The organism is Sulfuriferula sp. AH1 (assembly GCF_002162035.1).
GTDB lineage: Bacteria > Pseudomonadota > Gammaproteobacteria > Burkholderiales > Sulfuriferulaceae > Sulfuriferula.
Map to the genome: position 1 here is coordinate 2,703,224 of NZ_CP021138.1, position 14,232 is coordinate 2,717,455.

Below are 14,232 nucleotides of genomic sequence, written 5' to 3' on the forward strand. Positions count from 1 at the left end.
CTTAAGGTTATAGGGTCAAGCCTCACGGGCAATTAGTACTGGTAAGCTTAATGCATTACTGCACTTCCACACCCAGCCTATCAACGTCCTGGTCTCGAACGACCCTTCAGGGGGGTCTAGCCCCGGGAAATCTCATCTTAAGGCGAGTTTCACGCTTAGATGCTTTCAGCGTTTATCTCTTCCGGATTTAGCTACCCGGCGATACCACTGGCGTGATAACCGGTACACCAGAGATCCGTCCACTCCGGTCCTCTCGTACTAGGAGCAGGTCCCTTCAAATTTCCAGCGCCCACGGCAGATAGGGACCAAACTGTCTCACGACGTTTTAAACCCAGCTCACGTACCACTTTAAATGGCGAACAGCCATACCCTTGGGACCGGCTACAGCCCCAGGATGTGATGAGCCGACATCGAGGTGCCAAACTCCCCCGTCGATGTGAACTCTTGGGAGGAATCAGCCTGTTATCCCCAGAGTACCTTTTATCCGTTGAGCGATGGCCCTTCCATACAGAACCACCGGATCACTATGACCTGCTTTCGCACCTGCTCGACTTGTCAGTCTCGCAGTCAAGCATCCTTTTGCCATTGCACTATCGCTACGATTTCCGACCGTAGCTAGGATACCTTCGTGCTCCTCCGTTACGCTTTGGGAGGAGACCGCCCCAGTCAAACTGCCTACCATGCACGGTCCCCGATCCAGATAATGGACCTAGGTTAGAATCTCAAACACACCAGGGTGGTATTTCAAGGTCGGCTCCACGAGAACTGGCGTCCCCGCTTCAATGCCTCCCACCTATCCTACACAAGTCTGTTCAAAATCCAATGCAAAGCTACAGTAAAGGTTCATGGGGTCTTTCCGTCTAGCCGCGGGTAGATTGCATCTTCACAAACACTTCAACTTCGCTGAGTCTCAGGAGGAGACAGTGTGGCCATCGTTACGCCATTCGTGCGGGTCGGAACTTACCCGACAAGGAATTTCGCTACCTTAGGACCGTTATAGTTACGGCCGCCGTTTACTGGGGCTTCGATCAAGAGCTTGCACCCCATCAATTAACCTTCCAGCACCGGGCAGGCGTCACACTCTATACGTCCACTTTCGTGTTTGCAGAGTGCTGTGTTTTTATTAAACAGTCGCAGCCACCTTTTCACTGCAACCCTGTTCTGCTCCGCGAGCAAGTCGCTTCACATACTAGGGGCACACCTTCTCCCGAAGTTACGGTGTTAATTTGCCGAGTTCCTTCTCCTGAGTTCTCTCAAGCGCCTTAGGATTCTCACCCTGCCCACCTGTGTCGGTTTGCGGTACGGTCGTCCTTGAACTGAAGCTTAGTGGCTTTTCTTGGAAGCAGGGTATCGCTCACTTCAGTGCCGTAGCACCTCGTCATCATGTCTCAGCATTAAACCCCCGGATTTGCCTAAGGATTCTGCCTACACACTTAAACCAACTATTCCAACAGTTGGCTGAGTTAACCTTCTCCGTCCCCACATCGCATTCAAGGCCGGTACAGGAATATTAACCTGTTTCCCATCGACTACGCTTCTCAGCCTCGCCTTAGGAGCCGACTCACCCTGCGCCGATGAACGTTGCGCAGGAAACCTGGGGCTTTCGGCGAACGGGCTTTTCACCCGTTTTATCGCTACTCATGTGTAGTAGTCGCGATCTGATCTGACAGTTCCCCGGTTTGACAGATGCAGCTGTCAGTTCAGATTCAGTTGTTCAATGTGGTGATTTTATCGTGCCATGCCTCCTTTCCGTCAATAAGTGTTTGCGTCGGAGTGCGGCCGCAGCACATCTTGCCCTGATGGGTGCGGTCATTGTTGTAATAAACCAGCCATTCATCCAGATCCGTTTGCAGCTCCGCGATTGACCGGTAAATCTTGCGCCGGAACGCGACCTGATAGAACTCCTGCAGGATGGTCTTGTGGAAGCGTTCACAGATGCCGTTGGTCTGCGGATGATTGGCTTTGGTCCTGGTATGCTCGATGTCATTCAAGGCCAGATAGAGCTGATAGTCATGGGATTCCGGTTTGCCGCAATATTCGGTGCCGCGATCCGTCAGGATGCGTATCATCCCCATGTTCTGCTCGGCGAAGAATGGCAGCACCCGGTCATTAAGCAGATCGGCTGCGGTGATCGGCATTTTGGTCGTGTAGAGTTTGGCCGCTGCCCACTTCGAATAGGTGTCAACGAAGGTCTGCTGGTAAATCCGGCCGACGCCTTTGAGGGTGCCCACATAGAACGTATCCTGGCTGCCGAGATAGCCTGGGTGAGCCGTTTCAATCTCGCCATGCGCCACATCGTCGTCCTGTTTCTTTTCCAGGGCGCCTACTTGCGCTTCGGTCAGCACCTCGCCCGTTTCAGCAACATGCCGTTCCAGTGCAGTCAGGCGCTTCTTGAACGATTCGAGATCACGCCGCAGCCAAACAGAGCGTACACCAGAGGGAGAAACAAAGATGCCGCGTTTGCGCAGCTCATTGGATACGCGCACCTGACCAAATGCCGGTTGTTCCAGGGCGAAGGCGGCAACCGCTAATTCTGTGGCCTCTTCAACCCGGTTCTTGTGGTTCGGCTTTCTGCGATTAGCATCGATCAGGGCGTCGACACCACCGTTTTCCATAGCCGACTGATAACGGTAGAAGGTATCGCGGGAAAAGCCCATCACCTTGCAGGCGCGGGACACATTACCGAGTTCAGCAGCCAGATTCAGCAGGCCAACCTTGTGTTTGATAACGTTTTGGTGAAAACTGTTCATGGGGTTACTCCTTGGCGCTTGCGCGCTTTGTTTGATAAAGATTCGCACCTATATCAAACCGGGTAACCTCACCTTTGGCAAGGCCATACTGTCAGATCAAGTCGGAACTACTACAACTCATGTCAGCATTCGCACTTCTGATACCTCCAGCAAGGTTCACACCTCACCTTCGCAGGCCTACAGAACGCTCTCCTACCATATGTACAAGTACATATCCGTAGCTTCGGTGCACAGTTTGAGCCCCGTTACATCTTCCGCGCAGGACGACTCGACCAGTGAGCTATTACGCTTTCTTTAAATGATGGCTGCTTCTAAGCCAACATCCTGGCTGTCTATGCCTTCCCACATCGTTTACCACTTAACTGTGTCTTTGGGACCTTAGCTGACGGTCTGGGTTGTTTCCCTTTTGACACCGGACGTTAGCACCCGATGTCTGTCTCCCACGCTCGCACTCTTCGGTATTCGGAGTTTGCAATGGGTTGGTAAGTCGTGATGACCCCCTAGCCATAACAGTGCTCTACCCCGAAGGTGATACGTGAGGCACTACCTAAATAGTTTTCGGAGAGAACCAGCTATTTCCAGATTTGTTTAGCCTTTCACCCCTATCCACAGCTCATCCCCTAATTTTTCAACATTAGTGGGTTCGGACCTCCAGTGCGTGTTACCGCACCTTCATCCTGGCCATGGATAGATCATCTGGTTTCGGGTCTACGCCCAGCAACTATCGCCCTTATCAGACTCGGTTTCCCTTCGCCTCCCCTATTCGGTTAAGCTCGCTACTGAACGTAAGTCGCTGACCCATTATACAAAAGGTACGCAGTCACGGATCAAGTCCGCTCCCACTGTTTGTATGCATGCGGTTTCAGGATCTATTTCACTCCCCTCCCGGGGTTCTTTTCGCCTTTCCCTCACGGTACTGGTTCACTATCGGTCGATTACGAGTATTTAGCCTTGGAGGATGGTCCCCCCATGTTCAGACAGGATTTCTCGTGTCCCGCCCTACTTGTCGCAAACTTAGTTCTACACACAGGTTTTCACATACGGGACTATCACCCACTATGGTCCATCTTTCCAGAAGGTTCTGTTAACGTGTGTGCTATATCTTGCAGGCTCCTCCGCGTTCGCTCGCCACTACTTGCGGAATCTCGGTTGATTTCTTTTCCTCGAGCTACTTAGATGTTTCAGTTCGCCCGGTTCGCCCCACTGAGCCTATGTATTCAGCCCAGGGTACCCCTAAGGGTGGGTTTCCCCATTCGGATATCTGCGGATCAAAGCTTGCTTGCCAGCTCCCCGCAGCTTTTCGCAGGCTGCAACGTCCTTCTTCGCCTGTAATCGCCAAGGCATCCACCACATGCACTTAGTCGCTTGACCCTATAACCTTAAGCGCCTTTTTCAAGGCTATCCGGTTACAGGTTAATAAAGCGCTTATGACCCGGCATCGCTCGACTAAAAGCCATGCCGGTTGATACAATCAAAACCCATTTGTTAACGCCCTTCCTCATCACGCTTGCGCGCGACGCGTCCAGTCGTCAACCTTTACTTCTTCCTGTTTGTTAAAGAGCTTTCACACTAAAGCGTGAGGTCTGACGCGTCTTCAACGCGGCACACCTGACACTTCAAGTCAGGCTACAATTGTTTCTTCGCTACGCACATTGCGTTCTACTGCGGCCTTGCTCAATTTGATTATTCATCAATCAAGCAGGGTGTTTGGTGGAGGATGACGGGATCGAACCGACGACCCTCTGCTTGCAAAGCAGATGCTCTCCCAGCTGAGCTAATCCCCCGTAATCTTGGTGGGTCTGGTTGGGCTCGAACCAACGACCCCCGCGTTATCAACACGGTGCTCTAACCAACTGAGCTACAGACCCTGTAGCAGGATCTAGTCGTGTCGGGCTACTCCGCTCTGCTGTCTACGGTTCGCCTTCTTCGCGCCATTCCCTGTGCGTCGCTGACAACCGATAAGTGTGAGTATTTACAGCAGCTTCTCTAGAAAGGAGGTGATCCAGCCGCAGGTTCCCCTACGGCTACCTTGTTACGACTTCACCCCAGTCATGAATCCTACCGTGGTAAGCGCTCTCCTCGCGGTTAAGCTACCTACTTCTGGTAATACCCACTCCCATGGTGTGACGGGCGGTGTGTACAAGGCCCGGGAACGTATTCACCGCGACATGCTGATCCGCGATTACTAGCGATTCCGACTTCATGCAGTCGAGTTGCAGACTACAATCCGGACTACGATCGGCTTTCTGGGATTAGCTCCCCCTCGCGGGTTGGCAACCCTCTGTACCGACCATTGTATTACGTGTGAAGCCCTACCCATAAGGGCCATGAGGACTTGACGTCATCCCTACCTTCCTCCGGTTTGTCACCGGCAGTCTCATTAAAGTGCCCAACTCAATGATGGCAATTAATGACAAGGGTTGCGCTCGTTGCGGGACTTAACCCAACATCTCACGACACGAGCTGACGACAGCCATGCAGCACCTGTGTCTAAGTTCTCTTTCAAGCACCAAGCCATCTCTGGCAAGTTCTTAGCATGTCAAGGGTAGGTAAGGTTTTTCGCGTTGCATCGAATTAATCCACATAATCCACCGCTTGTGCGGGCCCCCGTCAATTCCTTTGAGTTTTAATCTTGCGACCGTACTCCCCAGGCGGTCAACTTCACGCGTTAGCTGCGTTACTAAGGAGGTCTCCCTCCCCAACAACTAGTTGACATCGTTTAGGGCGTGGACTACCAGGGTATCTAATCCTGTTTGCTACCCACGCTTTCGTGCATGAGCGTCAGTGTCGACCCAGGGGGCTGCCTTCGCCATCGGTATTCCTCCACATATCTACGCATTTCACTGCTACACGTGGAATTCTACCCCCCTCTGCCGCACTCTAGTCTTTCAGTTTCCAACGCAGTTCCCAGGTTAAGCCCGGGGATTTCACATCAGACTTGAAAAACCGCCTGCGCACGCTTTACGCCCAGTAATTCCGATTAACGCTCGCACCCTACGTATTACCGCGGCTGCTGGCACGTAGTTAGCCGGTGCTTCTTCTGCAGGTACCGTCATTAATCATGGGTATTAGCCACAATCGTTTCTTCCCTGCTGAAAGAGCTTTACAACCCGAAGGCCTTCTTCACTCACGCGGAATGGCTGGATCAGGCTTGCGCCCATTGTCCAAAATTCCCCACTGCTGCCTCCCGTAGGAGTCTGGACCGTGTCTCAGTTCCAGTGTGGCTGATCATCCTCTCAGACCAGCTACTGATCGTCGCCTTGGTAGGCCTTTACCCCACCAACTAGCTAATCAGACGTCGGCCGCTCCAATAACGCAAGGTCTTGCGATCCCCTGCTTTCCCCCTCGGGGCGTATGCGGTATTAGCACAGCTTTCGCTGCGTTATCCCCCATTACTGGATACGTTCCGACGCATTACTCACCCGTTCGCCACTCGCCACCAGACCGAAGCCCGTGCTGCCGTTCGACTTGCATGTGTAAAGCATTCCGCCAGCGTTCAATCTGAGCCAGGATCAAACTCTTCAGTTTAATTCCTGTTCGCTACTCGCCATCTTCCGAAAAAAACAACTTTCGCCGTCGCTTGCTCACAATATCTCTATTTCAAGCATGCGTATTTACTACAATAGTTTTTAGCTTCGCTATCCCGCCACGGTCTCCCGGAACAAAACAACAAAACCGCTACCGTAAATACCCACACTTATCGGTTGTCCAATTGTTAAAGAGCTGTGTCGTCAGCCAGCCTTTTCTTGCTCTGCGCTAACAACGAGGTGCGAATTATACTCACCTGAAATCATTTGTAAAGCTTTATTTACAAAGCCAGATAATTTACTTTAAATATCAATTTCAATTATTTGATTTCGTTAATTTTTACCACGAATTTCTTGGCGGTCACAATCAACGAGGTGCGAATTATACAGCTAATGAGTTCCTCGTCAAGGGCTTTCTTTGCGAAAGAAACCGATTTGCTAAATAATCATGATGCGAGCATATTTACGCTTGCCAACCTGCAATACAACATCGCACCCAGCCCGCAGCACCAGCGCCTTGTCACTTACCTTATCGCCATCCAGCTTGACACCGCCCTGCTCTATCATGCGCATCGCATCGGAGGTACTGGGCGTCAATCCCGCCTGCTTGAGCACCTGAGCTATCGGCAAACCTCCATTCAGCCCATCCAGCATAACAGTTGCTATTTCATCCGGTATCCCCCCCTGACGGAATCTCGACTCAAAATCGTTCAATGCCTGCTCCGCCGCCACAGCGTTGTGAAACCGCGTTATTATTTCCTGGGCAAACCGCACCTTGATATCGCGCGGATTGACACCCGCAGCCGCTTGCGCCTTCCATTCAGCGATGACGGACAGCGATGCGGAAGACAGCAATTCAATATAGCGCCACATCAATTCATCAGACACAGACATTATTTTGCCGAAAATCTCATTGGACGATTCCGTAATGCCTATGTAATTGCCTAGCGATTTGGACATTTTGTTAATGCCATCCGTACCTTCCAGCAATGGCATGGTCAGTATGCATTGCGGAGACTGCCCATAGTGCTTCTGCAGCTCTCGCCCCATCAGCAAATTGAATTTCTGATCGGTACCGCCCAGCTCCAAATCCGCATTTAATGCGACGGAGTCATATCCCTGCACCAAGGGATACAAGAATTCATGGATAGCAATCGGCTGATTGTTCTTGTAGCGCTTATTAAAGTCGTCACGCTCGAGCATGCGCGCCACAGTATGCGTCGCCGCCAGCTTCACCACACCGGCAGAACCCAACTGATCCATCCAGGTTGAGTTAAACACAACCTCCGTTCGCTCCGGATCCAAAATCTTGAAAACCTGCTCAGTATAGGATTTCGCGTTTTCCACGACCTGTTCGCGCGTCAATGGCGGACGGGTCGCATTTTTGCCCGTGGGGTCGCCGATCATGCCGGTAAAATCGCCAATCAGGAACAAGGCATGATGCCCCAGATCCTGCAGCTGACGCATCTTGTTCAACAACACGGTATGACCGAGATGCAAATCCGGCGCGGTTGGATCGAAACCGGCCTTTACCCGCAATGTTTTACCGGTTTTCAATTTATCAACCAGCTCTTTTTCGACAATCAATTCATCGCAGCCGCGTTTGATAATTTGCAAGGCCTCATCTACCGCAAAATCCGTCATCACAACCCCATCGTACTTCACATAAAAATTCACAAAAACCGCCGCTCGTTCATTACAGGCTTTTCCTAATCGAAACATTCTGTTAAGCTCGCCCATTGGAAACGGGCAAGTAAGGATGAAGCAGCATGATCAAAAGCAAACAGAAAACCGGCATTTTAACGCATAGCGAACGCTTGCATGCGCGAAAAATTCGCTTGCGATGGTTAATCGCGCTATCCAGCCTGCCTTTGTTCGGCATGGTAACTGCTTTTGGTATTGCCCCGCAAACCGACACCACACAAATCCCGATTAAAACCATAGTCGAAGACCTCCCCATCCCCACATCCTTAGCCCAATCCCGGCCGCAGGAGACGGCGACCAACTACTGGCGCGATGAACGCATCGAACGCGGCGATACAGCCGCCAGTATTTTGCAGCGGCTCGGGGTCAATGACGATCAAATCGCATTGTTTTTAAAATCGCCTGATGCAACACGCAATCTGATTCAAATCAGACCCGGCAGGCGCATTCAGGCTCAGGTGACCGATACCGGCAATTTGATCTGGCTACGACACATCAGCAGCGACGGCACGATGCTGCAAATTGATGCTGCAGCCGGCACATTCAAAGCCACCCAGCAAACGGCTCAGCTCGAAACCCAAACAGTCATGAAGTCAGGCGAGATTCGCAATTCGCTGTTCGGCGCTACCGATGCCGCAGGCATTCCCGACAGCATCGCGACACAAATAGCCGAAATCTTTTCTACCGATATCGATTTCCATCAGGATTTACGTCAAGACGATCGTTTTAATGTCGTTTATGAGGTTTTGTACCACAACGGCGAACCCGTAATGACAGGACGGGTCATCGCTGCAGAATTCATTAATGCTGGCCACACGTATCGCGCAATATTTTCCAAAGTCGCCAACAGCAATGGCGAATATTACACACCCGATGGCAAGCCGCTGAAAAAAGCCTTCCTGCGGTCACCACTTGCATTCTCGCGCATCAGCTCCGGCTTTGAAATGCGCTACCACCCGATTTTGAAGCAATGGCGCCAACATAAAGGCATCGACTACGCCGCTGCCACCGGCACCAAAGTAATGGCCATTGCAGATGCGACAGTTGAATTCGTCGGTCAGCAAACCGGCTACGGCAACTTCATCGTGCTCAAGCATAACGGTAATTACAGCACTGCGTATGGGCACCTGTCGGCTTTCGCCAAAGGACTGCACAAAGGCGAGAAAGTTAGCCAGGGCGAAGTCATCGGATATGTTGGCATGACTGGCTGGGCCACGGGACCCCATCTGCACTATGAATTCCGTGTCGCAGGCGTCGCCACCAATCCGCTGACTGCAAAAATTCCAACCGCATTCCCGATTGCGGCGCAGCTGCTGCCCAAGTTTGAACAATCCGCGCAACCTTTGATCGCACAACTCAATTTGCTGGACGGCACCAATCTGGTAGCAATGGAATAAACAGCGAGCCTTGTCCACCATAATTCACATTGTCGGACTCATGTCCGGCACCAGCCTGGACGGCATCGACGCAGCGATGGTTGCGTTTGATGCCGAACACCCAACCGGCATATTGATCGATCAGCAATACCACGAATACCCTGCGGCACTGCGCCTGCAAATACTTGATCTGCATGACACCGGCAACAATGAGCTGCACCGTGCGGCACTAATCGCCAATGAACTAGCGGATCGTTATGCAGAAACCGTCAATACGCTAATGGCACGAACCAATATTCACCCAATCGCCATTGCCTGTCATGGTCAGACTATCCGTCATCGCCCGGAGGCAGGCTATACCATACAGCTGGTCAATGCCGCGCGATTGGCGGAACATACTCGCACGACGGTGATCGCCGATTTTCGCAATCGCGATATTGCAGCAGGGGGGCAGGGAGCACCACTGGTGCCAGCCTTTCACGCCGCCGCATTCCGGCATATGCAGCAACACCGCGTAATCGTCAATATCGGTGGCATTGCCAACCTTACCGACCTGCCAATTTCCGGTGACATTCTGGGCTTTGACTGCGGCCCTGGCAATACATTGCTGGACGCCTGGTGTCTGTTACATACCGGGCAGGCATTCGATCGCGACGGCGCTTGGAGCGCACAAGGCAAGGTCATCCCTGCGTTATTGGCAAAATATCTGAACCACCCCTACTTCATGCTACCCGCCCCCAAAAGCGCCGGGCGAGAACAATTCAACCTTGCCTGGGTAATGAGCCAACTGCAAGGCAACGAGCTGCCCCAAGATGTGCAGGCGACATTATTGCAGCTCACCGCATTGAGCATCGCAAACGCCATCACACGTTATTGCACCGAAGCTTCCGAAATATTCATTTGCGGCGGCGGCGCGCACAACGGCGCGCTGCTCAATGCATTATGCAGCCATTTACCGCGGCAGCGCATCGCGCTCACCGACGCCCTGGGCATCCATGCCGACTGGCTGGAGGCACACGCCTTTGCGTGGCTGGGATGGCAAACACTGCAGGGCTTGCCGGGGAATTTAATTGAGGCGACCGGCGCAACCCATCCATGCATACTAGGCGCAATCTACCCCGCATAAAAAAAGGAGGCCTCGGCCTCCTTTTTTACTCAAGCCAGAAACTCAAGCCGAGAAGGACGAACCACAACCACAGGTTGAAGTGGCATTCGGGTTCTTGATCACGAATTGCGCACCTTCCAAGCCCTCCTGATAATCGATCTCAGCACCTACCAGATACTGATAGCTCATAGGATCGATCAACAAGGTGACGCCATTCTTAACCATGCTGGTGTCATCTTCGTTCACAACTTCGTCGAAAGTGAAACCATACTGGAAACCTGAACATCCGCCGCCGCTAACAAATACGCGCAGTTTCAAATCAGGATTGCCTTCTTCTTCAATCAGTTGCGCTACCTTATTTGCGGCATTGTCGGTAAAAACCAGTACCGACGGCATTTCAGTCATTGCATTCATCGCACACTCCTTGTAAATCTAAAATTTAGTCGTTCATTATGTACACGCAGTTGCTTTGCGTCAAGGTAACAATCCAATTAGTTCCAACCCCATCGCCTCGGGCAAACCAAACATGATATTCATATTTTGCACAGCCTGACCCGATGCACCCTTCACCAAATTATCAATCACCGACAGAATCACCACCATATCACCGCCTTGCGGACGATGCCATGCAATCCGGCATGTATTGGCGCCGCGCACCGAACGGGTTTCGGGATGCGAACCGGCTGGCAGCACATCCACAAACGCCTCATCCGCATATCGCGATTCAAATACCGATTGCAAATCAATATCTTTGACAATGCGCGCATATAAAGTTGCATGAATGCCTCGAATTAATGGCGTCAAATGCGGCACAAATGTCAAACCGACTTCCTCCCCGGCAAAACGCGCCAGACCCTGGCTAATTTCAGGCAAATGGCGGTGGCCCGATGCGCCGTACGCCTTGAAATTGTCGGACGCCTCGGGAAATAACGTATGCACTTCAGCCTTACGCCCCGCACCGCTTACGCCTGATTTGGCATCGGCAATCAAATACTTGGGGTCTACCAGCCCGGCTTCCAATAACGGCAAGAAGCCTAATTGCACTGCCGTGGGATAGCATCCGGGATTGGCTACAAGACGTGCCGTTCTGATTTTTTCGCGATTCACTTCCGGCAAACCGTATACCGCTTCTGCAACCAATTCGGGGCAGGCATGTTCCATGCCATACCATTTTTGCCACACAGCAATATCCTGAATACGAAAATCCGCCGCCAAATCGATAACGCGCACGCCTGCGGCCAATAGCTCGCGGGCCTGTTGCATCGCGATACCGTTAGGCGTGGCAAAAAACACCACATCGCAGTCTTCCAGGCCGGCATGTTTCGGATCGCTAAAGGCCAGCTCCACATGCCCGCGCAGATTGGGAAACATGTCTGCAACCGGCATGCCAGCCTCTTTGCGTGAAGTAATCGCAGCCAGGGTCACTTGCGGATGACGCGCCAGCAGACGCAATAACTCCACCCCGGTATAGCCTGTGCCACCTACAATTCCGACTTTAATCATAATCAATTCTCTGCAATCAGGATAACGCTATCATAACCCACGGACAACAAAAAAGCCGCCCAGTTCTGGGCGGCTTTTTTAGCGAAACAAATATTAACGCTTGGAGAACTGTTTGGCGCGGCGAGCTTTACGCAGACCGACTTTCTTGCGTTCAACCACACGCGCATCACGTGTTACCAGACCGGCTTTCTTGAGCGGTGATTTCAATTCCAGATCATACTCAATCAGCGCACGGGTAATGCCGTGGCGGATCGCACCCGCCTGACCGGACTCACCACCACCATGCACATTCACCATGATGTCAAATGCGGATAAATTGCTGGTTAATTCCAATGGCTGACGCACCACCATACGACCGGTTTCACGAGAAAAGTACTCGTCGACAGGCTTTTCATTCACAACAATATTACCGCTACCCGCTTTAATGAAAACACGAGCAACAGCGTTTTTGCGACGGCCAGTGCCGTAGTAATAATTTCCGATCATGGCTTATCCTCTGATTTCCAGGGCTTTAGGCTGTTGTGCCGCGTGCGGGTGAGTAGCACCTGCGTAGCACTTCAACTTTTTAATCATTGCATAGCCCAATGGGCCTTTAGGCAACATGCCTTTAACTGCTTTCTCTAATACGCGGCCCGGGAAACGCGCCTGCATTTTGGCAAAGCTGGTTTCATAGATACCGCCAGGGTAACCGGTATGGCGGTAGTATTTTTTATCTTCCGCCTTATTTCCGGTAACTTTGAGTTTCTCAACGTTTACCACAACGATAAAATCGCCGGTATCAACGTGAGGCGTAAATTCTGGCTTGTGTTTGCCGCGTAAAATGCGTGCAACCTCAGCTGCTACGTGACCAAGCACTTTGTCTGTCGCATCAACGACAAACCACTCGCGTGTAACTTCATGCGCTTTGGCGGAGAAGGTGCTCATTGCGGAAAAGGTGTTCATTCGAAACCCCTACAAATTCTTAAACAAGGAAAGCCGAGCATATTAATTCAAATAATAATCCATGTCAAACATCGGCTACAATATTTGTTTTTTCAAAGAAACTGCCAATGTCTTGGTTTATCACTGTTTTTATCAGTGCATTATTACTGCCTCCGCTCAGCCTGATCCTGCTGGGCGGTATCGGATTATACCTGCTTCCGCGCCGTCCGCGCGCGGGAAAACAAGCGATTACACTCGCGCTTGTTCTGCTCTGCATATTATCCATGCCCATTATTTCCGATCGCCTGCTAGCGCAATTCGAACACTATCCGGCGATTAATCTTGCGCACCCGCCGGCCGCAGACGCCATCATCATTCTGGGTGCCGGCAGTTATTTTGACGCCCCCGAATATGGCGGCGACACCGTCAGCCGATATACGCTGGAACGAGTACGCTATGGTGCCCGGCTGTATCGCGCCACCCATTTGCCCGTCGCCGTGAGTGGCGGCAATCCTGCGGGCGGGTCACCTGAGGCCTATTTAATGCGGAATGCGCTGGCTGAGGATTTTGCCGTACCCACACGCTGGACTGAAACCCATTCGGACACCACCTGGGATAACGCCCGCAATAGCCGCGCACTGCTGCCACCCAATATCAGAACCGTCTATCTGGTTACCCATGCCTGGCATTTACCCCGCGCCATCTATGCTTTTAAGCATGCCGGATTCAAGGTGATCCCTGTCGGCACTGCCTACAGCCTGGCCCGCCATGTCAGCCCGCTGGATTTCATCCCCCAGCCGCGCGGACTGACCAACAGCTATTTTGCGGTTCACGAAGCGATTGGACTTATCTGGTACCACTTAAAAGGTTAAAATCGCTCATATCACTTAACCAACGGAGCAAGCAATGAAAGCACGCATCAAATGGATAGAGGGCGTCGCCTTTTTAGGCGAAACAGGTAGTGGTCACGGCGTAGTCATGGATGGCGCTGTGGAAGGCGGCGGGCGCAATCTTGGACCGCGTCCGATGGAAATGATGCTGCTGGGTGCAGGCGGCTGCACTTCTTACGATGTGGTGCATATCCTGAAAAAAGCCCGTGCCGACATCACCGATTGCGTTGCCGAGATCGAAGCCGAGCGTGCTGACACCGATCCAAAAGTATTTACCAAAATACACCTGCACTTCATTGTCAGCGGACGCAATCTCAAACCCGAACAAGTGGAGCGTGCAATTAATTTATCTGCCGAGAAATATTGCTCGGCGTCAATCATGCTAGGGAAAACCGCTGACATTACCCACGATTTCGAGATCGTCGCGGTTTAAAGACCATTGCACGATGCGGCGGG

9 protein-coding genes, 2 tRNA genes and 2 rRNA genes are annotated in these 14,232 nt (G+C 52.0%); 4 read left to right on the forward strand and 9 right to left on the reverse strand.

Translation table 11 applies throughout. The features are described from left to right. Positions 1-11: 11 nt before the first annotated feature. The 5 genes from CAP31_RS14915 to tyrS form a co-directional block, all read right to left on the reverse strand. Positions 12-4,121 (reverse strand): 23S ribosomal RNA (locus CAP31_RS14915). A gap of 337 nt (positions 4,122-4,458) precedes the next feature. Next, positions 4,459-4,534: transfer RNA gene (locus CAP31_RS13590), tRNA-Ala, on the reverse strand. A gap of 7 nt (positions 4,535-4,541) precedes the next feature. Then, positions 4,542-4,618, reverse strand: a tRNA-Ile gene (locus tag CAP31_RS13595). Positions 4,619-4,740: 122 nt separating this feature from the next. Beyond that, positions 4,741-6,278, reverse strand: a 16S ribosomal RNA gene (locus CAP31_RS13600). The 16S and 23S rRNA genes sit together here with 2 tRNA genes alongside, the layout of an rRNA operon. A gap of 437 nt (positions 6,279-6,715) precedes the next feature. After that, complete coding sequence (gene tyrS, locus CAP31_RS13605; protein WP_087448401.1) at positions 6,716-7,921, reverse strand: tyrosine--tRNA ligase; 1,206 nt, start codon at positions 7,919-7,921, stop codon at positions 6,716-6,718. A 125-nt stretch (positions 7,922-8,046) separates the two neighbouring features. Here tyrS and CAP31_RS13610 point away from each other — a divergent pair, with 125 nt between their 5' ends. Beyond that, positions 8,047-9,378, forward strand: a complete 1,332-nt coding sequence (locus tag CAP31_RS13610) for a peptidoglycan DD-metalloendopeptidase family protein (RefSeq protein ID WP_087448032.1) — start codon at positions 8,047-8,049, stop codon at positions 9,376-9,378. Between the two features lie 10 nt (positions 9,379-9,388). Next, on the forward strand, positions 9,389-10,483 hold the full coding sequence (locus CAP31_RS13615; RefSeq protein WP_223247292.1) for an anhydro-N-acetylmuramic acid kinase: 1,095 nt from the start codon (positions 9,389-9,391) through the stop codon (positions 10,481-10,483). A gap of 42 nt (positions 10,484-10,525) precedes the next feature. Here the strand turns inward: CAP31_RS13615 and erpA are convergent, their stop codons facing one another. From erpA to rplM, 4 genes are all read right to left on the reverse strand, one after another. Then, entirely contained in the window at positions 10,526-10,876 is a 351-nt protein-coding gene (gene erpA, locus CAP31_RS13620) for an iron-sulfur cluster insertion protein ErpA (protein ID WP_087448033.1), read from the reverse strand. 60 nt (positions 10,877-10,936) lie between these two features. Continuing rightward, a complete protein-coding gene (gene argC, locus CAP31_RS13625) occupies positions 10,937-11,965 on the reverse strand; it encodes an N-acetyl-gamma-glutamyl-phosphate reductase (protein WP_087448034.1) in 1,029 nt (342 codons plus the stop codon). 93 nt (positions 11,966-12,058) lie between these two features. Then, positions 12,059-12,451, reverse strand: a complete 393-nt coding sequence (gene rpsI, locus CAP31_RS13630) for a 30S ribosomal protein S9 (protein ID WP_087448035.1) — start codon at positions 12,449-12,451, stop codon at positions 12,059-12,061. 3 nt (positions 12,452-12,454) lie between these two features. Then, positions 12,455-12,889, reverse strand: a complete 435-nt coding sequence (gene rplM, locus CAP31_RS13635; RefSeq protein WP_087448403.1) for a 50S ribosomal protein L13 — start codon at positions 12,887-12,889, stop codon at positions 12,455-12,457. A gap of 125 nt (positions 12,890-13,014) precedes the next feature. On the opposite strand from rplM, the gene CAP31_RS13640 reads away from it, so the two are divergent. Together CAP31_RS13640 and CAP31_RS13645 are read left to right on the forward strand one after the other, a co-directional pair. Next, positions 13,015-13,758 carry a YdcF family protein gene (locus tag CAP31_RS13640; protein ID WP_087448036.1) on the forward strand — a complete coding sequence of 248 codons (744 nt, stop codon included), beginning with the start codon at positions 13,015-13,017 and terminating at the stop codon, positions 13,756-13,758. Positions 13,759-13,792: 34 nt separating this feature from the next. Beyond that, positions 13,793-14,209 (forward strand): OsmC family protein, encoded by a 417-nt coding sequence (locus CAP31_RS13645; protein ID WP_087448037.1) that lies wholly within the window; start codon positions 13,793-13,795, stop codon positions 14,207-14,209. Positions 14,210-14,232: the final 23 nt, after the last annotated feature.

Coding starts and splice junctions, on each gene's coding strand:
- tyrS (WP_087448401.1), bottom strand. CDS start 7,921: ATGACGGATTTTGCGGTAGATGAGGCCTTGCAAATTATCAAACGCGGC.
- CAP31_RS13610 (WP_087448032.1), top strand. CDS start 8,047: ATGATCAAAAGCAAACAGAAAACCGGCATTTTAACGCATAGCGAACGC.
- erpA (WP_087448033.1), bottom strand. CDS start 10,876: ATGAATGCAATGACTGAAATGCCGTCGGTACTGGTTTTTACCGACAAT.
- argC (WP_087448034.1), bottom strand. CDS start 11,965: ATGATTAAAGTCGGAATTGTAGGTGGCACAGGCTATACCGGGGTGGAG.
- rpsI (WP_087448035.1), bottom strand. CDS start 12,451: ATGATCGGAAATTATTACTACGGCACTGGCCGTCGCAAAAACGCTGTT.
- rplM (WP_087448403.1), bottom strand. CDS start 12,889: ATGAGCACCTTCTCCGCCAAAGCGCATGAAGTTACACGCGAGTGGTTT.
- CAP31_RS13640 (WP_087448036.1), top strand. CDS start 13,015: ATGTCTTGGTTTATCACTGTTTTTATCAGTGCATTATTACTGCCTCCG.
- CAP31_RS13645 (WP_087448037.1), top strand. CDS start 13,793: ATGAAAGCACGCATCAAATGGATAGAGGGCGTCGCCTTTTTAGGCGAA.